This window comes from Vibrio limimangrovi, from assembly GCF_054064025.1.
Genome location: NZ_JBSUGF010000016.1, coordinates 73,267 through 91,697 on the forward strand (window position 1 = coordinate 73,267; position 18,431 = coordinate 91,697).

General features: G+C 44.2%; 15 protein-coding genes. 5 read left to right on the forward strand and 10 right to left on the reverse strand.

Features of this window, described 5'->3' with window-relative positions; genetic code table 11:
* Window positions 1–507: 507 nt before the first annotated feature.
* On the forward strand, window positions 508–2,199 hold the full coding sequence (mltF, locus tag ACWYU8_RS19430; RefSeq protein WP_457521406.1) for a membrane-bound lytic murein transglycosylase MltF: 1,692 nt from the start codon (window positions 508–510) through the stop codon (window positions 2,197–2,199).
* Window positions 2,200–2,901: 702 nt separating this feature from the next.
* Here the strand turns inward: mltF and tadA are convergent.
* From tadA to ACWYU8_RS19460, 6 genes are all read right to left on the reverse strand, one after another.
* Complete coding sequence (tadA, locus tag ACWYU8_RS19435) at window positions 2,902–3,435, reverse strand: tRNA adenosine(34) deaminase TadA (RefSeq protein WP_457521407.1); 534 nt, start codon at window positions 3,433–3,435, stop codon at window positions 2,902–2,904.
* A 152-nt stretch (window positions 3,436–3,587) separates the two neighbouring features.
* Window positions 3,588–5,147 carry an AbgT family transporter gene (locus tag ACWYU8_RS19440; RefSeq protein WP_457521409.1) on the reverse strand — a complete coding sequence of 520 codons (1,560 nt, stop codon included), beginning with the start codon at window positions 5,145–5,147 and terminating at the stop codon, window positions 3,588–3,590.
* A 300-nt stretch (window positions 5,148–5,447) separates the two neighbouring features.
* Complete coding sequence (locus tag ACWYU8_RS19445; protein ID WP_457521410.1) at window positions 5,448–5,858, reverse strand: type IV pilus modification PilV family protein; 411 nt, start codon at window positions 5,856–5,858, stop codon at window positions 5,448–5,450.
* The gene (locus tag ACWYU8_RS19450; protein WP_457521411.1) at window positions 5,848–7,194 is read right to left on the reverse strand and encodes a hypothetical protein; all 1,347 of its coding nucleotides are present in this window, start codon (window positions 7,192–7,194) and stop codon (window positions 5,848–5,850) included. Before ACWYU8_RS19450 ends, ACWYU8_RS19445 begins: the two co-directional genes overlap by 11 nt.
* Window positions 7,194–7,832, reverse strand: coding sequence for a PilW family protein (locus ACWYU8_RS19455; RefSeq protein ID WP_457521412.1), 639 nt, complete (start codon window positions 7,830–7,832; stop codon window positions 7,194–7,196). The genes ACWYU8_RS19450 and ACWYU8_RS19455 overlap by 1 nt, the downstream gene beginning before the upstream one ends.
* Window positions 7,807–8,316: a GspH/FimT family pseudopilin gene (locus ACWYU8_RS19460; RefSeq protein ID WP_457521413.1), complete on the reverse strand. Its 510-nt coding sequence runs from the start codon at window positions 8,314–8,316 to the stop codon at window positions 7,807–7,809. The genes ACWYU8_RS19455 and ACWYU8_RS19460 overlap by 26 nt, the downstream gene beginning before the upstream one ends.
* Window positions 8,317–8,419: 103 nt before the next feature.
* On the opposite strand from ACWYU8_RS19460, the gene ACWYU8_RS19465 reads away from it, so the two are divergent.
* A complete protein-coding gene (locus ACWYU8_RS19465) occupies window positions 8,420–8,854 on the forward strand; it encodes a type IV pilin protein (protein WP_457521414.1) in 435 nt (144 codons plus the stop codon).
* Between the two features lie 67 nt (window positions 8,855–8,921).
* On the opposite strand, the gene dnaJ is transcribed toward ACWYU8_RS19465, so the two are convergent.
* The 4 genes from dnaJ to grpE all read right to left on the reverse strand — a co-directional run bounded on the left by dnaJ (window position 8,922) and on the right by grpE (window position 14,820).
* Window positions 8,922–10,073 carry a molecular chaperone DnaJ gene (dnaJ, locus tag ACWYU8_RS19470; RefSeq protein WP_457521415.1) on the reverse strand — a complete coding sequence of 384 codons (1,152 nt, stop codon included), beginning with the start codon at window positions 10,071–10,073 and terminating at the stop codon, window positions 8,922–8,924.
* 219 nt (window positions 10,074–10,292) lie between these two features.
* Window positions 10,293–12,203, reverse strand: a complete 1,911-nt coding sequence (gene dnaK / locus ACWYU8_RS19475) for a molecular chaperone DnaK (RefSeq protein ID WP_457521416.1) — start codon at window positions 12,201–12,203, stop codon at window positions 10,293–10,295.
* Window positions 12,204–12,538: 335 nt separating this feature from the next.
* Entirely contained in the window at window positions 12,539–13,813 is a 1,275-nt protein-coding gene (locus tag ACWYU8_RS19480; RefSeq protein ID WP_457521417.1) for a dicarboxylate/amino acid:cation symporter, read from the reverse strand.
* A gap of 410 nt (window positions 13,814–14,223) precedes the next feature.
* Entirely contained in the window at window positions 14,224–14,820 is a 597-nt protein-coding gene (grpE, locus tag ACWYU8_RS19485; protein WP_457521418.1) for a nucleotide exchange factor GrpE, read from the reverse strand.
* A 145-nt stretch (window positions 14,821–14,965) separates the two neighbouring features.
* Between grpE and nadK the strand changes: the two genes are divergently transcribed.
* The 3 genes from nadK to bamE all read left to right on the forward strand — a co-directional run bounded on the left by nadK (window position 14,966) and on the right by bamE (window position 18,404).
* Window positions 14,966–15,850 (forward strand): NAD(+) kinase, encoded by an 885-nt coding sequence (gene nadK / locus ACWYU8_RS19490; protein ID WP_457521419.1) that lies wholly within the window; start codon window positions 14,966–14,968, stop codon window positions 15,848–15,850.
* Window positions 15,851–16,140: 290 nt separating this feature from the next.
* Window positions 16,141–17,805: a DNA repair protein RecN gene (gene recN / locus ACWYU8_RS19495; protein ID WP_457521420.1), complete on the forward strand. Its 1,665-nt coding sequence runs from the start codon at window positions 16,141–16,143 to the stop codon at window positions 17,803–17,805.
* A 239-nt stretch (window positions 17,806–18,044) separates the two neighbouring features.
* Complete coding sequence (gene bamE / locus ACWYU8_RS19500) at window positions 18,045–18,404, forward strand: outer membrane protein assembly factor BamE (RefSeq protein ID WP_444494023.1); 360 nt, start codon at window positions 18,045–18,047, stop codon at window positions 18,402–18,404.
* The last annotated feature ends 27 nt before the right edge of the window (window positions 18,405–18,431 follow it).

Genomic DNA, 18,431 nt, shown 5'->3' on the forward strand with positions numbered 1-18,431 from the left:
TAGCTACAAAAGCTCGAACTTATGCCGATTCCACCTCTCCTTTGCGAGCGCATTATATAGTAATTGTTTTTGTGATGTAACACCAAAAGCAACCGTTTGCGTCAATTTTTTCATCAAATTTGAATTATACCCAAATAACCTCAAGGTGCTTGGTTCAGCGAGAATGACTTGGCTGGCAGACGCGGCAACGATTTGAAGTTTTAGTGGTTCTAAATCAAAAATCGTTAACAAAGTATGCAAGCCAAGGCAACTCTCCCTTCGGGAGCGTGTCACTGAAACAATTTCAGCGTCAAATAACTTGGAAAGAGCTGGCTATTACGCTGCGTTATCTTCCTTGAACTTGAGTCAGTGACAGCGCTCTGAATCCTGCACCTTGAAGTCATTTGGGTATATCACCAAAATGTCGATAAAACACGCAATGTCGCACTCAATCGGTGCGATTCACTTTGCCCCACCACTTCGCTTTGATATAAAGGTGATTAGAAATTTTCCGAGAAGTACCAATTAATGCAAATTAGCCAGTTCAACCGACTTAAGCGCAGCGTCCTACTTTTCGCTTCTGTGCTCCTACTTTCTGCCTGCCAAATCGAGTCGGCTCCTAAAAGTGAATTCCAAAAAATCCAAGAGCGTGGCGTTCTTCGCGTTGGCACACTTAACAACCAACTCTCTTACTACATCGGTCCTGATGGCCCTGCGGGACTGGATTACGAACTTGCACGTAAGTTCGCCGAAGAGCTAGGTGTAAAGCTTGAGATCAAACCAGCGTTTAGACAAGCTGATCTTTTCCCTGCTCTTAAAAAAGGCGATATTGATATTATCGCAACGGGCTTGAACCAGACTTCTCAAGCGATAAAACGTTTTCGACCTGGGCCTGCCTATTACTATGTCAGCCAACAAGTTGTCTACAAAAAGGGGCACTTCCGACCACGTAATATCGAACGCTTAATTAAGTATCAAGCAACGCAAGGTGACGATACGGAACAAGAGGTACCTGTCGGCACGGGTACTCTGCAAATCGTCGAACAATCTCAATATGTTCCAACACTGACGTCATTAAAGAAACAGTACCCAGAACTACAATTTGAAATCATCGGAGATGCTGACACGAGGGATTTATTGAGAAAAGTCTCCACCGGAGAACTGCGCTTTACGGTGACCGATTCCGTTGAGTTATCTCTGGCTCAGCGACTCTATCCAGACTTAGCGTTAGCCTTCGAGTTAACAGAAGATCAACCCGTATCCTGGTTTACTCGCCGTTCAGAAGACGAAAGCTTATATGGAATGTTGATCGAGTTCTTCGGCAACATTAAACAGTCAGGTGATCTCGCCTTGCTTGAAGAGAAATACATCGGCCATATTGAAGCCTTCGATTATGTTGACACTCGCGCTTTCATTCGTGCTCTTGACGATAAATTACCTAAGTGGTCTCCTCTGTTCCAGAAATACAGTGAAGAGTTTGACTGGCGTTTAATCGCCGCTCTGGCTTATCAAGAGTCTCATTGGAAACCAAGAGCAAAATCGCCTACTGGTGTTCGGGGAATGATGATGCTGACTCTTCCTACCGCAAAAAGTGTCGGTGTCAACAATCGCCTGGATCCTGAGCAATCGGTTCGTGGCGGTGTGGAGTATCTGCGTCGTATCGTTGCTCGGGTTCCCGATACCATCAATGAACACGAGAAAATTTGGTTTGCGCTTGCCTCTTACAACATCGGTTATGGGCATATGCTGGATGCACGGAGACTGACGAAAGCGCAAGGTGGAGATCCAAATGCGTGGGCCGATGTGAAAGACAGACTGCCTTTACTGCGTCAAAAACGTTACTACAGCCAAACACGCTATGGTTATGCCCGTGGTGATGAGGCTCGTAACTATGTGGAAAATATTCGACGGTACTATCAGTCTATTATTGGCCACGTGAGCCAAAGTCCAGCGGTAGACGATGACACCGATGACTTGCAGGTTATCCCCCCGCTGAATCCGGATATCATCATCTCAGGTGCGGTAGAGAGTGTTGCAGCTGAGGTTTCCGGTGCTGTTGAAAGCGTAGAAAACTTAGACGTAGAAAACCTAGAAACAGATGAAGCCGTTTCAGGCTCAGTTGAGACGGTCACCGAAGAAATTTCCAGTGCTTCCGACAGCACAGCGGAAGAAGAGTCAGAAACAGAAACAGAAACAGAAACAGAAAACATCGTAGACTAGCGAACAAAAAATGACGAGTAACACGCTCGTCATTTTTTGTTGAGTCTAAGAAAAAACTTCACTAAAATCGACGGTTCCGAGTCAGGTCAACATAATAACGTACGTGCAAACAAACTTTATTGACCAACACCATAACCTGCTAATATTTAAGATTTTATTTGGATATATCGAATATGGAAGACTCGGTTGGTTACCCTCTCCCGATTAAATGTAACTCTGATCATTAGCCTGTCATCTAATGAATGTTAACTAATCTGAGATCGGGATCTGAACGTCGTAACGATTTAACGCAAAATTGGTTACGCTCGGCCTTCTGTCAGTCATATTATTTTCCACGTAAAACGAAGACGTATCAACCAATAGCTAGCTAAGCGCTATTATGTTGATAAGTATGACTTTTAGCTCAAAAATATGGGACTGACAAGCTTGGTTCATCGACGTTTAGAATAATAAGGCGCTGCAACATGCAGCTTCTTAAAGAGGGATGTTCGTAGTCTTGTCTACTAGAGGTTTCGAATATGAGAAGACGTAAAGTGCAGTCGAAGCGCTTAAATAAAACCGTGGCTGCAATTCGCCGTAAACGCAAACTAACGTGCATGAAAAAGAAGATCAGTTCGCGTCATCGTGTTTTCGTTCACTTAGTGAATCACTGAGAACTTGAAGCAAACATCTACCAATACGTAGATGTTTGCTGAAATTCACCTACTCGCTTCGATTTTCCTGCCCACTCTGCAACACTTTTTCTGCCTGTTTCTTGGCTTTAATTTCTTTACGGCGTCGCTTAAAGAATGCTTGCAACTGATCACGACACTCTTCTTCCAGCAACCCTTTTTCAACCGTTGCGTAGTGGTATGCAGCCTGACTTTCAAACAAGTTTAATACCGTCCCCGCAGCACCTGCTTTAAGATCAGGAGCACCGAAGACCACTCGCTTTACACGGCTGTGTAGTATTGCCCCGGCACACATCGGGCAGGGCTCTAACGTCACGTATAGCGTGGTGTCTAATAATCGATAATTCTCTAACACTTGCCCAGCTTTACGTAATGTCTGAATTTCCGCATGAGCGGTAGCGTCATGAGCACAGATCGAACGATTCCAACCTTCAGCAATGATCTCTCCATCTTTTACCAAAACTGCACCAACGGGTACCTCGCCTTCCGCTTCAGCCAGTTCTGCCAGCGCCATCGCACGGCGCATAAATTGTTCATCTTGGAAAGTGAATTGAAGGTCTGACAAGGGGGCTCCTGATCGATAAATTAGCGTGAGACGCGCCAATATTACCACTAACTCGCTATACGCTACAGTAACGCTAGCGATTCCCTATCCTATCAACAACAAAAAAGCGCAGACCTTACGATCTGCGCTTTCCAGTTTAAGCTTTATGCCAATTACATTGTGTAAGTGTAAGGCGCTTGTATACCTAGAGGAATACCAATCATCCAGTATACGATTAGGAAAATCGACCAACCGATCAGCATAGCTATCGAGAATGGCATCATCAGTGAAGCAAGCGTACCAATCCCCGTAGATTTAACGTAGCGCTGGCAGTACACCACCACAAGCGGGAAGAATACCATTAGAGGTGAGATGATGTTTGATACAGAGTCACCTACTCGGTATGCCGCCTGAGATAGTTCAGGAGAGATACCAACTGCCATTAACATAGGAACCAGAATTGGACCAATAAGAGCCCACTTCGCAGATGCAGAGCCAATAAGCAGGTTCACAGAAGCGGTTAGCAGAATCATACCGATGATGGTTGCTTCACCCGGAAGGTTCATTGCTTTCAGGCCTTCCGCGCCGTATAGCGCCAGCATAGTACCAATGTTTGACTGCGCAAATGCAGACAGGAACTGAGCACAGAAGAATGCCATCACAATGTAAGCACCCATGGTCGACATTGTGTCAGCCATTGCTTTGATAATGTCGTTACTAGACTTGAATGTGCCAGAAACTTTACCGTAAACATAACCCGGGATGATGAACAGAATGAAGATCAACGGAACGATTGACTTCATGATCGGTGCAGAGAATGCCGTAATCTCACCTTCAGGCGAACGCAGCGCTGAGCTTTCAGGAATCAACGCCACCACAAGAAGTGCGATACCCGCCAGCATTGCCCAGCCTGCATAACGGAATGCTTTTGACTCTATCTCAGTGAATGACCCCAGATCAGGAGCCGTTTCTGCATCTTCATCTACTGGTGTTCTTGCCAAACGAGGTTCGATAATTTTCTCTGTAACGTACCAACCGATAGCTACGATGATGACTGATGAGATGCCAGTAAAGAAAATGTTTGCTAACGGGTTTACTACGTATTCAGGGTCAAGAACCTGTGCTGCTGTCTGAGTGAAACCAGCAAGTAGAGGGTCAATACCAGAAGGAATAAAGTTTGCTGAGAAACCGCCCGACACACCCGCGAATGCAGCCGCAATACCCGCTAGAGGATGACGACCAGCTGCATGGAAAATGATACCGCCCAGAGGGATAACTAACACATATCCGGCATCTGCTGCCGTATGCGATACGATAGCAACCAGAATCAGCATCGGTGTAAGCAGCTTCGCTGGTGTAAAGCTCAGCATCTTCTTAAGACCGGTGGTGATAAAACCCGAAGAATCGGCTACACCGACACCCAACATCGCGACCAACACGATACCTAGTGGTGCAAAGCCAGTAAATGTCGTCACCATATTCGCAAGGAAGCTTGCTAGTGCATCACCAGTTAGAAGGTTTGTAACCGCCAAAGCTTCGCCAGTTCTAGGGTTCACCAGATCGAAGGTCACATTCGATAAGAGTGCAGACGCACCCCATGTGATAATTAGTGCCCAGAAAAATAAAATCGCAGGATCAGGAATCTTGTTACCTGCTCTCTCGATAAAGTTTAAAAAGCGATCCATCCCACTCGGCTTAGAAGATGGCGCCTTATCAATTGCTTGGTTACTCATGGTAACTCCATAATAAATGATGTTGTTACTTTAGCCTTTTGGAATAATTTATTGCGGCCTGTTATCAAGCAAGTATTCTAGTAAAAACCAAGAGTAAAAGGATAAGCTGCTAAGTTTTTTTTCATATTTGGAGACATATTTTGCAAAAACAGCATCTCAATTAAACATAATAAAAACAGTAGCACATCATTCATGTTAACAGTTCAAGAACCCTCCATTAACTGATGAAAATAAAGCCGAAAAGTGCGTAGGAAAAAGGCGACAGCGTTTTCGAGAAGGAAAAATAAAACTCAAGTCTGTTTATTTATCGAATTCGCTGTAGCGTGAAAGCATCGTTTTCAATTGAACAGATTGCGTTTGTCCCATTCTGTCTTCCCAGCTTGAGGTAATAACAATTGTCTTGAGCGATCCTGAGACTGTCGCGGGCGGTACTTGCCACTGAAGGGTGTAATCTCCTGCCGTGGAAGAACCTGTAGCAATAGCATCAAAGTTAGCGATGGGCATCACTGGTACAGCTTCAGAAGCACCTCGGGTTCGGAACCATTCGAGTTTCTGCTCTGCAAGGTTAAGCGCTTGAACACTGTGCTTCGCGTAGTCTGCTCGTTGCTCCACGTTAATCTGCAGCTTAATTAACCCTAAAGACGCAATACCAACAAGCAAGAAAGAGAGCAGAACTTCAATCAAGCTAAAACCCTTTTGCTTAGTTTGCATACCAACTCCCTGATTTCCACTTGAGCTTCTTCAATTTACTTAACGGTCTATCAATAACATCCCGGTTGTAAGTAAAACTGACTGATGAGTTATAGACGGCATAGGTTCCCGGCGCGTCCATTACGTATCCGCCGATAGGATAAAACGAACCATTTTGAAAATATGCGGTGTTGGCAGTTTCTACCCCTGATACGGGCCCTACAGTACCATCCAAAAGGTTTTTTTGCCCCTCATCCAACGCCTTCCATAAACCTGCATCTGGAACAAATTCAGGGTTGCCATCACTATCATTCGAAACAAAATGGTAGATCATGCCTTTAAAATCTAAACTTCCCGATGTAGATAGCAATCCGTTGTGAATCATTAAAATCACACCACCAGGGATTGGTGAAGCACCAGATGTTGGGGTAATAGCTGTTCCCATATTGGTTAAGTCTGAACTATTAAGGTGGCAGCTTCCGTACACCCAAATTAAGTCTTTACCGGATTTAATGGCGTTAGTAATTTTTGTTCCGCAATTATTGACAACGGCTGGTTCAGGAAGGTCCGATTGCTGATACCGCATATTTCCATTCGCATTCGTTAACGGGTCATTGGCAATTTTTACAAAGCCGTTTAACGACATGACATCAAACCATTCATCTCGAGGTACATCAAAAAGGTCTTCAAACGGTTTCTGTGAGGCATCGAGGACAAAGTCTTGTTGCAAGCCTGCAGGCGTATTGCGATTACCAGTGGTTGTGGTTGAATAGCTATCTCCAGAATCTTTTTTACATTTCTGACCGGAAGGGAATCCGTGATAGGGCAGAATACTATTGTCCAGGTCTTGATTATGTATCGTTCCATACACTTTAAAATCGTTGCTATAGCGAAGCATCGTGCATCCCCACTCATTATTGCCTAGCCTTTTTCCAGGATCTGGTCTCATCGTCATTCCACCAGCAAAGTACAAATTGGACGTTGCTTTCATAACACCGGAGGCACCCGTACCGGGTTGCTTAATGATCTTCTGGATCGCAGCATTACCGTATTTAGAGGTCACTTCTTTTAACCTATCTTCTGGTGTTGAATAGGTAAATTGGATTGCTCCATTGGTGTTGCAGTCAGGTATGGAGCTTGCGGTAGGAACAGCATTGTTCAAAAGAGCTTTACTAAAAATGCATTCTAAACCGCCCTCAGCAATCCATTGCTGCTGCCGAGTCTTAACTTCATTATGGGCACGCTTAATCTGGTAGAACAACGTCTTGTATGAGCCCAAAGTAAAAACTAATGCGGCAACCAGTAGTAAACTCGTAACCAGTAATGTGGTCGCTCCTGACTGATTTCTATACACCATTACCAGTTCCTCTGTTGTGCTTTAATTACCATGGTATGGGTGACACTGGCATCATTCACTAGCGAAGCACTCATCGAGATAACATTAAAAGCACTACTAATTGAGTCACTCATTGTTTCAATAGTCGATACATGAAAACTGTCTACGCTAATTTGATTCGGATCGAATAAGCTGTAGCAATTTCCTTTAACACCCGATACCGCAGCCGACATTGGAGTTAAAGGTACTGAGTGGTGTTTTTCACAGAGTTGAAGCAAGTCGGCACTGGAAGGCTGAGGCTCATGCTTATACACGACACTGCGAAATACCCTCACTCCAGCTGAAGTCGTTCGATAGAGAAACCCCAACATATCGGGAGATGTCTGAGTATGTAAGACATGAGTTGCGCCAGACAGGATGCCACTACCAGCATTGATACCGTTGTAGCCCGCTCGCAACATGTCCTCTTTCATCTGATGCATGACACTGGTCATATTCTGTAATAGCAGCAATTCCTTACTGCGCTCGGTTGCGGTTTTCTTTCCAGAAATAAATACATTCCCTACAATGCCTAAAGCAATCAACCCAAGTAATGAGGCAACCATAAACTCTATTAGGGAGCTCCCTCGTTGCCTAACTTTCGCATTTTGGATAGCCATAAACCGCCTCCTTTTTTCCACATACGACTACCCTTGATGCACCATAAGATCCTCGCAAGCGCATAGTTTGGTTGCTTTTTCCAACAGGGCTGAAATAGATACTGCCGTTTTTTACTTTTCCTCTCACGCCATCAAACTTTATTTGCTGAGAGGTATAATCAGGGTCAAAGGTGATATTGGTATAAGGTGAACCCGATAAAAAAAGAATCGGGTTACCACCAGGAACAACTGAATCTGTCAATGTAATTGACCACTCACCGGTATCTACTGGGTCACTCGCGACATCAATATGTGCCCACAAGTCTTGATTGCGAAATACTGCTTCCGATTTAGCCTGGATCATAAACCCATGTAGTTCGTCGGCTAGTCTCTGCATTTTGTTGGTTTCAATAACATTTTTGAAAGACGGCGTAGCTGCAGCCAGTACAATACTCAGCACCGATACCGTAATAAGTAGCTCCAACAACGTAAACCCGCGAGGCATTTCCCAAATTCCTATGCAAACAACTAATTAGCTGTAATTCATCTTGCACAGATGCTATCACCTGCCAAAAATAGGCGGAAAAGTGAAAAGGAAACTACTCGTAATGATTCGAATTTATCGTTGTAACAGCTACAAAATAAGATTAAGCGGGATGACATTGATCGAATTACTGATAGCAGTCGTGATCGTCGGGATCATTTCTGCTGTCGCTTATCCCTCGTACACAAACCATGTCATTAAGTCGCATCGAACAGTGGCACTAAGTGATATCAGCCGTATCCAACTCGCGTTGGAAACCTCTTATGATGGAGGATATAACTGGAGCTCCATTATTGTAGGTGGCAATTGTGCCATCTGTGACTCAGATAGTGACCGATTTACTTTTTCGATAGTGAGTTCCGCTACAGCGGCTTATACCATCACGGCAACGGCCAAACCTGATCGGGGGCAAGATGGAGACCATTGCTTTCCTGCTGGGGTAAATACCATCACACTGACTTCAGCAAATGTTGAATCACCAAACACGTGTTGGAACTGATAGTCGTTAAAAACGAAAAAGGCCTGCATCTCTGCAAGCCTTTGTCATTTTTTAATTGGTGGTCGCTTTAGCTCGTCAGATCATCGAAGAACTTTTTAACGCCATTGAAGAAACCTTCTGACTTAGGTTTGTGTTTTGTCGCCGCTTCACCACCACAAGACTCTTCAAACTCTTTCAGCAATTCTTTCTGACGTGAGCTTAGGTTCACTGGTGTTTCGACAACCAACTTAACGATTAAGTCGCCAATACCACCACCGCGGACGCCTTTCACACCTTTGCCACGCATGCGGAACATACGGCCAGTTTGTGTTTCAGAAGGCACTTTCAGATTGACTCGACCATCCAGTGTCGGTACTTCAACTTCCCCACCAAGTGCTGCCATAGCAAAGCTTACTGGCACTTCACAGTAGAGGTTGTTACCGTCACGCTCGAAAATATGGTGATCTTTTACGTGAACCTGAACATATAGGTCACCCGCTGGTGCGCCCATTTCTCCCGCTTCACCTTCGCCTGATAGACGAATGCGATCGCCAGTATCCACACCGGCAGGGATCTTAACGTTAAGTGTTTTAGTTTTTTGCTTACGGCCCTGGCCATGACATTCATTACAAGGGTCTTTAATGATCTTACCTTTACCATGACAGGTCGGACAGGTTTGCTGCACAGCAAAGAAACCCTGGCGCATTTGAACTTGACCGTGGCCATGACAGGTACCACAGGTTTCCGCTGAAGTGCCTTTCTTCGCACCGCTGCCATCACACGAGTCACAATGGACAAGCGTTGGAACTTCGATCTCTTTTGAAACACCACGGACTGCTTCTTCTAACGTCAGTTCCATGTTGTAACGAAGATCAGCTCCACGTTGTGCACGATGAGCACCACCGCCACCACGACGACCACCGCCAAAGATATCACCAAATACGTCACCAAAGATGTCGCCGAAATCAGCACCGCCGCCACCAAAGCCGCCGCCACCGAAACCACCGCCGCCTTGCTCAAAAGCAGCATGGCCGTACTGATCATATGCGGCTTTTTTCTGAGAATCGGTTAGAATTTCGTACGCTTCTTTTACTTCTTTAAACTTATCCGCAGCAGAATCATCACCCTGGTTACGGTCTGGGTGGAATTTCATAGCAAGACGCTTGTAAGCCTTCTTGATATCACGTTCTGATGCATCACGGCCAACGCCTAATACTTCGTAAAAATCACGTTTTGACATGTTCTTCGTCACCAATGTAGTACTGCAAACGGCCACTGCCGCTTGGTGTTAATATCGTTTTAGATAAAAGCTTTCTTGTAAAAGCGTTTAGCTAGAAAGACTGGGCTATTCACAAACATGCGGGCGTCAGAGTCACCTCAAACGCCCGCAAAGATTCAGATAAGTGAGTTTCCAACCGGGCAATTTTCTGCCACCGCAGCAAACTACCCTAACGTTGAATTACTTCTTATCGTCTTTAACTTCTTCGAACTCTGCGTCTACAACATCGTCATCAGCAGACTTTTGAGACTCTGCTTCAGCACCTTGTTGTGATTGAGCTTTTTGCTGAGCGATTTCCATCAGTTTTTGAGCAGCCGTCATAAGCGCCTGAACTTTAGCGTCGATAGCTTCTTTATCTTCGCCTTTACGCGCTTCTTCTAGCTCAGAAATAGCAGCTTCAATCTTCTCTTTCTCTTCAGCCGGAAGTGCATCACCTGCTTCTTCAATTTGCTTACGAGTACCGTGAATCATTTGGTCTGCTTGGTTACGTGCAGTTGCTAGCTCTTCGAACTTTTTGTCCGCTTCTTTGTTAGCTTCTGCTTCTTGTACCATTTTCTCGATATCTTCATCGCTCAGACCGCTAGAAGCTTGGATAGTGATCTTCTGCTCTTTACCAGTCTGTTTGTCTTTCGCTGATACGTGCAGGATACCGTCCGCATCCAGGTCGAAAGTTACTTCGATTTGTGGCATACCACGTGGCGCAGGCTGAATGCCTTCCAGGTTAAATTGACCTAGAGACTTGTTGTAGTTCGCTTGCTTACGCTCACCTTGCAGAACGTGGATAGTTACTGCGTTCTGGTTGTCTTCTGCTGTAGAGAAAACCTGGTTCGCTTTAGTTGGGATAGTTGTATTCTTCTCAACTAGCTTAGTCATTACGCCACCCATTGTCTCGATACCCAGAGACAGTGGAGTTACGTCTAGAAGAAGTACGTCTTTCACTTCACCAGCAAGTACACCACCTTGAACTGCAGCACCCATTGCTACTGCTTCATCAGGGTTTACATCGCGGCGTGCTTCTTTACCAAAGAACTCAGCAACTTTCGCTTGAACCATTGGCATACGAGTCTGACCACCAACCAGGATTACGTCAGTGATGTCGTTTACTGATAGATCAGCGTCCGCCAGAGCGACTTTTAGAGGGTCAAGAGAACGTTGTACCAGGTCTTCAACTAGAGATTCTAGTTTCGCACGAGTCACCTTGATGTTCATGTGCTTAGGACCCGTCGCGTCTGCAGTAACGTAAGGTAGGTTTACGTCAGTTTGAGTAGTAGAAGAAAGCTCGATTTTCGCTTTTTCTGCTGCTTCTTTAACACGCTGCATCGCTAGTGGATCGTTCTTAAGATCAATGCCTTGCTCTTTCTTGAACTCGCCTACTAAGTAGTTGATTAGACGGTTATCAAAGTCTTCGCCACCTAGGTGTGTGTCACCGTTAGTTGCTAGAACTTCGAACGTTTTCTCGCCTTCAACTTCATCGATTTCGATGATTGAAATATCGAATGTACCACCACCAAGGTCATATACAGCGATAGTGCGGTCACCGCCTTTCTTATCCAGGCCGTACGCTAGCGCTGCTGCTGTTGGTTCGTTGATGATACGTTTAACTTCTAGACCTGCGATACGGCCAGCATCTTTTGTTGCTTGACGCTGAGCATCGTTAAAGTAAGCAGGTACTGTGATAACTGCGCCAGTTACTGGCTCACCAAGGAAGTCTTCAGCAGTTTTCTTCATTTTCTTTAGAACTTCAGCTGAAACCTGAGGAGCTGCCATTTTTTGGCCTTTCGCTTCTACCCAAGCGTCACCGTTATCTGCCTTAACAATTTTGTAAGGCATGATTTCGATGTCACGCTGAACTTCTTCGTCTTCAAAACGACGACCGATAAGACGCTTAATTGCAAATAGCGTGTTTTCTGGGTTAGTTACTGCTTGGCGTTTCGCTGGTTGACCTACTAGTGTCTCACCATCAGTGTAAGCAATAACCGATGCAGTAGTACGTTCACCCTCTGCGTTTTCAATTACACGAGGTTTGTCGCCGTCTAATACAGCAACACATGAGTTAGTAGTACCTAAGTCAATACCAATGATTTTACCCATCTGGCTATCTCCGAATAAATTCTATTTTCGTCTGGTTATAACCCCAATGTGGGGGGAGGAGAATCGGGTTTCAACCCTTGCTCACAAACAAAAATAATCAATGTTTGCTTCTCTATGCCACATAGATAAGGGCGGCAAAATGCTTTTCAAGGGCAGAATTAAAAAAAAGCGTCTTTTTTCTAATTTATTGGCTTTCTTTATGATTAGTTGGCAATACGTCACAGAATCGTCGCTGGGTAAATCACCGCTTTAACTGCCTCTAATTACTTACTTAAAACAGAAAGCGAGCCCAATGGACTCGCTTTCTGTTTGATATCGTAAAGATATTCAGAACATTACGCGCTTGCCTGAACAGGCTCTGCATCAACAACTTCTTCTTTACCTATCTCACCTTCTGATTTCGCAACGATAGTATTTACCGCCGTATCACCGACAACATTAGAAGAGGTACAGAACATGTCATTAATACGGTCAACGGCTGCAACAATTGCTAAACCTTCAGGCGGCAAACCTAGTTGGTGAAGTAAGACGCCAACCATCACAACACCACCGCCAGGAACACCACCCGCACCAATCGATAGCAGAAGGATCGTCAAACCAAGGGTGAAAATGTCGGCTGTGTTAATTGGCTGGCCAAAAGCGTTTGCCACAAACAGCGTTGCCAATGCGATATAAATAGATACGCCAGACATGTTCATGGTTGCACCTAGTGGTACACCGAAACCAGCCACTGATTTTGAAACCTGCAGTTTTTCTGTCAGGGTGCGCATGGTGACAGGAATCGTTGCGTTTGAACTTGCCGTAGATAGAGAGAACAGAATTTGTTCATGTGTCGCACGTAAGAAGGTCTTTGGAGAAGTACCTGTCGCAAGACCGACCGCAACTGGATAGAAGAAGAAAATCCAGAATACCAGCATCGACACGACGAGCGCGACATAACCAGCGACAGACATCAGCGTGTTCGCATCCAACGTTGCACCCAGTTGAATCATGAGAGCAAATACACCGTAAGGCGCTAGGCTCATAACCAGACCAACGAGTTTCATCATGATTTCGTTCGCCATTTTAAAGGTACGAATAGCCGGACCACCACGAGAATCCAGAGCTTGAATTGCCAGACCAGTCAGAATCGCCATAAAAATGATTTGTAGCATGTCACCACTTGCAAACGCCTGAATAGGGTTGCTAGGTACAATATTCACTACCAGAGAAAAGATATCCGGCGTTTCAGTTGTGGTCAGGTGAACGGATTCAGAAATCGTTCCCGCAAGGTTCGCACCCGCTCCTGGTTGGAAAATAAGGCCAACCGTCAGTGCCGCGGCAATCGCAATAATCGTGTTGACGATATAAAGCGCGAAAGTTTTACCACCAAGACGTCCAAATGCACTGATATCTTTAAGATCGACAATACCACATACAATTGAGACATAAACCAAAGGAACCACAAGCAGTTTGATAAGCGATACAAACATACCGCCTGCGCCCTCTGCGGCTCCAAGCAGATAAGTATCAAAAATCGCAATACCGCTAAACAAATACTGAATAGCCGTCCCCAGCACTAAGCCGGCAAACAAACCTATAAAAATCTTTTTAGAAAGCGATTTATCCATCGTAAATCTCCAATACGTTATGTTTACTATTTACGTTTTTATAGTTATATCTGCTTAAATATGAAGCAGACGTCGCAAATCATACACAGAGAAGTTACAAAATAAAGTGAATCTTTTCATTTTTGTTAACAGAAAATCTCAGCAAAAATCACCACGTTCTGAACAAGATTTCAACACAAGTGTTTTCAGCCCTTGTAATTACAATAGGTTATGAAGCCAAACTTCATAATGCGGGGGAAAATTGAACGGAAATTTACTATTGGAAAAAACATTCCCAATAAGAAAAATTATGAAGAAGATCAAATTTTGGTTTTTAAGGCAGTAAAGCGGCAAAATGCAATGAATTGTATAAAAAAATGCCTGTCACAATGTAACAGGCATTTTTAGGATTATTTCACCAGTAAAGAAACTTACTTAGCAACCATTACCATTGCAGGACGAACGACACGGCCGTTTAACTCGTAACCTTTTTGCATTACGAACATAACCGTGTTTGATTCGTGATCCGGACTTTCTTGGATCGACATCGCTTGGTGTAGCTCAGGGTTAAACGCTTCACCCTCAGGATTAATTTCTTTCAATCCAAACCTAGCGACAACATCGACAAACGTTTTATGAGTAAGCTCAACACCTTCAAGTACCGGCTTAATCACTTCGTTTTCTGTATCAGCCGCTTGGATTGCACGCTCTAAGTTATCAATCACAGGAAGCAGTTCTTCTGCAAACTTGTTCAGCGCGTATTTACGAGCTTTATCGATCTCTTGCTCTGTACGGCGACGCATGTTCTCTACTTCTGCTTTTGCTCGAAGAACAGAGTCTTGCTGATCTTTAACTTTTGTCTCGCTAGACAATAGCGCCGCTTCTAGTTGAGCAATCTTAGCGTCTTTCTCATCACCAATGTCTTCAAGTTCAGCTTCAGCTTCTTGAGCTGCTGCTTCAGCTTTTTCAGCCTCTTCGATGATTTGATCAAGCTCTTCTTCGGTAACTTTATTTTCTTCGTTGCTCATGATATCTCCAGAATTCAACGTAATTCTCTTAAAGCAATGCGTGTTCTGTGGATTTTAACCACATAAAAATTCGCATATTTAGTTAACTTGCCATTATTATGGGGATGAAGATTCCTGATTCAAGCCTCTTTAATGCGGAAATGCTATGAAAAATCCATGTAACGTGATCGCGATTATCGGAAAACCAAGAGATCAACAAGCGATTCAGACTCATAGAGAGTTATATCAATGGTTGACCTCCGAAGGTTACAAAGTATTTATTGACGATCGTCTTGCTGCAATTTTAGACGAGATCCCGCAAAAACAGTTTGCGAGTTTAGTTGAGTTAGGGAAAAACTCAGACCTTGCGATAGTGGTTGGTGGTGACGGTAATATGCTCGGCGCCGCACGTATTTTGTCACGCTTTGACGTGCCCGTTATCGGTGTTAACAGAGGTAATTTAGGCTTTCTAACCGATTTAAACCCGGATGACTTTCAAGCGGCTCTCAAAGCAGTACTCGATGGTGAATACATTGAGGAAGAGCGTTTCTTGCTAGAAGCAGAAGTGCATCGTCATGGTCAAATAAAAAGCCATAACGCCGCCTTAAACGAAGCGGTTCTTCACCCTGGCCAAATCGCACATATGATTGAATTTGAAGTTTATATTGATGAAAGCTTCGCTTTTTCACTGCGAGCTGATGGATTAATCGTATCGACACCAACAGGTTCAACCGCGTACTCACTTTCTGGTGGTGGCCCAATCCTTTCACCGAGCCTAAACGCAATTTCTTTAGTGCCAATGTTCCCACATACGCTTTCCAGCCGCCCATTGGTTGTCGATGGCAATCGTCGTATCAAATTACTGGTCTCTCCAGAAAATCGTGGCACGCAAGAAGTCAGTTGTGATGGACAAGTTTCGTTGCCAGTCTCCCCTGGTGATGAGATCCACATATACCAGAGCCCTAACGTACTAAAACTGATCCACCCGAAAGATTACAGTTACTATCACGTTTTGCGAAACAAACTGGGCTGGTCAAGTAAACTGTTTTAGCCCCCTTCCCAATCTACACCGCGCAAGCCTTTATACCGCTTGCGCTTGTTGATTATCCAGCTAGGCATTACTTACCTACCCCCATCACTCTACGTACCGACAAGTTTTAGAACCACTTCCGTAACTCTTTCAATTTAAATAAATCATAATGACACAGAGCATTATTCTTCCTACCTCATCACAAAAAATCGTACCAGCAATAAAAAAGTTCAAACCCACCTTTACTGTATAAAGAAACAGTATATACTGTTTTCTTATACAGTATTGTTCAGTTATACAGGTAGATAAAAATGCTGGCTCATCTAAGTGTTAATAATTTTGCGATTGTTAAGTCTTTACAACTCGAGCTTTCTAAGGGAATGACCACCATTACAGGTGAAACAGGCGCAGGTAAATCTATTGCAATTGATGCCTTAGGCCTCTGCTTAGGTGGGCGGTCCGATGCAGGCATGGTGCGACAGGGAGAAGAAAAAACCGAAGTGAGTGCCGCATTTTTACTGGATAACAACTTACATGCAACGCGTTGGCTAGAAGATAACGATCTGCTCGATGGCAGTGAATGTATTTTGCGTCGCATCATCACGAAAGAAGGCCGCTCAAGAGCCTTCATCAATGGCAGCCCAGTACCACTTTCACAACTAAAATCACTCGGGCAGCTTTTGATTAACATCCATGGTCAGCACGCTCATCATCAATTGATGAAAAGTGATCATCAGATGGCCATGCTGGATCAATATGCTGGTCACTTAAATCTACTAAAAAGTACTCGAAGTGCCTATCAACACTGGCGTCAAGCAGACAATAATCTCAGACAGCTAAAGGAAAATAGCCAGCAGAATCAGGCACAAAAGCAGTTGCTTGAATACCAAATAAAAGAACTGAATGAGCTATCGCTAGGTGAAGAAGAATTTGCAGAACTCGAACAAGAGCACAAACGACTGTCCAACAGTGGTGAGCTCGCCGCTACCTGTCAGCAAGCCATCGAACTTATTTACGAAGGTGAAGAAGTCAATGCGCTTGGTATTTTGCAATCAGCCAATCACTCCCTAATCCAACTAGCAGAGTTGGACGAGAAACTGTCTGAGCTACCAAATATGTTAGCGGAAGCCATGATTCAATTGGAAGAGACTAAGAACGAACTGCGCAATTACCTTGATGGTATCGATGTCGATCCCGGCCGCATGGCATATGTGGAAGAACGTTTTTCCAAAGTCATGTCGATGGCACGTAAACACCACGTTATGCCAGAAGAGCTTTACCAGCATCATCAGGATTTATTAGCACAAATAGAAGCTTTGGATTGTTCTGATGAAAGACTCGATGAACTCGCTCAGGAAGTTGAACAAAAATACCAAAACTTCTTAAGTTCAGCCGAGAAACTGAATAAATCACGCACCCGTTACGCAAAAGAACTGAATAAACTCATCACCCAAAGCATGCACGAATTAAGCATGGAAAAAGCCGTGTTCAATATTGAAGTAAATAACGAAAATACGCACCCTTCTCCATTGGGTATGGACAGTGTTTGCTTCTTAGTTTCAACTAACCCAGGCCAACCACTACAACCAATAGCGAAAGTCGCTTCTGGTGGTGAGTTATCGCGTATCTCGTTAGCGATTCAAGTTATCACGGCTCAGAAAGTAGATACTCCTAGCCTGATCTTCGATGAAGTGGACGTAGGTATCAGCGGGCCAACCGCAGCTGTAGTTGGCAAAATGCTTCGTAAACTAGGGGAATCGACACAAGTATTATGTGTGACTCACCTTCCGCAAGTAGCAGGTTGTGGCCATCAGCAAATGTTTGTCGCGAAGCACACCAAAAAAGGACAAACAGAGACCCAAATGCATGCTCTGGATGAACAACAACGTGTGGCAGAATTAGCCCGTCTGCTCGGTGGTAGTCAGATTACCGACTCAACCCTTGCTAATGCCAAAGAACTGCTTATCGCTGCATAAATTATTCTACAGAGTCATTGGAAGTACCAATGACTCTTTGTTTATCCCCCAACTTCCACTACCTTTACGCTTGTGCTAAAACATCTCTAACAGTGAACGTGAGTGAATATCTAGCAATAAATGCAACTCAACTCAAAATTCGTTGTCAGATTCCCTACCATACGACGCATAGCTTTTTACATCTGCGTCGAGCTTGTTTATTATCAGCGCAGTATTTTAAAGGTTAGTAAGAAATTATTATGCAATTAAAGAAGTGGTTAGTTGCCGTACCATTAGCAATGACATTGCTGACAGGATGTTCGGTATTAGAAAAACTGGTTTATCGCATTGATATCAACCAAGGCAACTATGTAGAACAAAGTGCGGTAGATAAATTAAAGTTTGGGATGACTAAAGCACAGGTTCGCTTCGTACTTGGATCGCCAATGCTTATCGAGAACGGTTATCCAAACACATGGTATTACATATACCATCACACCCCTGGACACGGTGATCCTGTTCAGAAAGACCTCGTCGTTAACTTCGATGATCAGGGTACACTGGCTGACATTAACGGTGACTTCCCGAAAAGCGACGAGTTTTACGAGAAAATCCAGTAAATCAAACCTTTATACAAAAAACCTCCC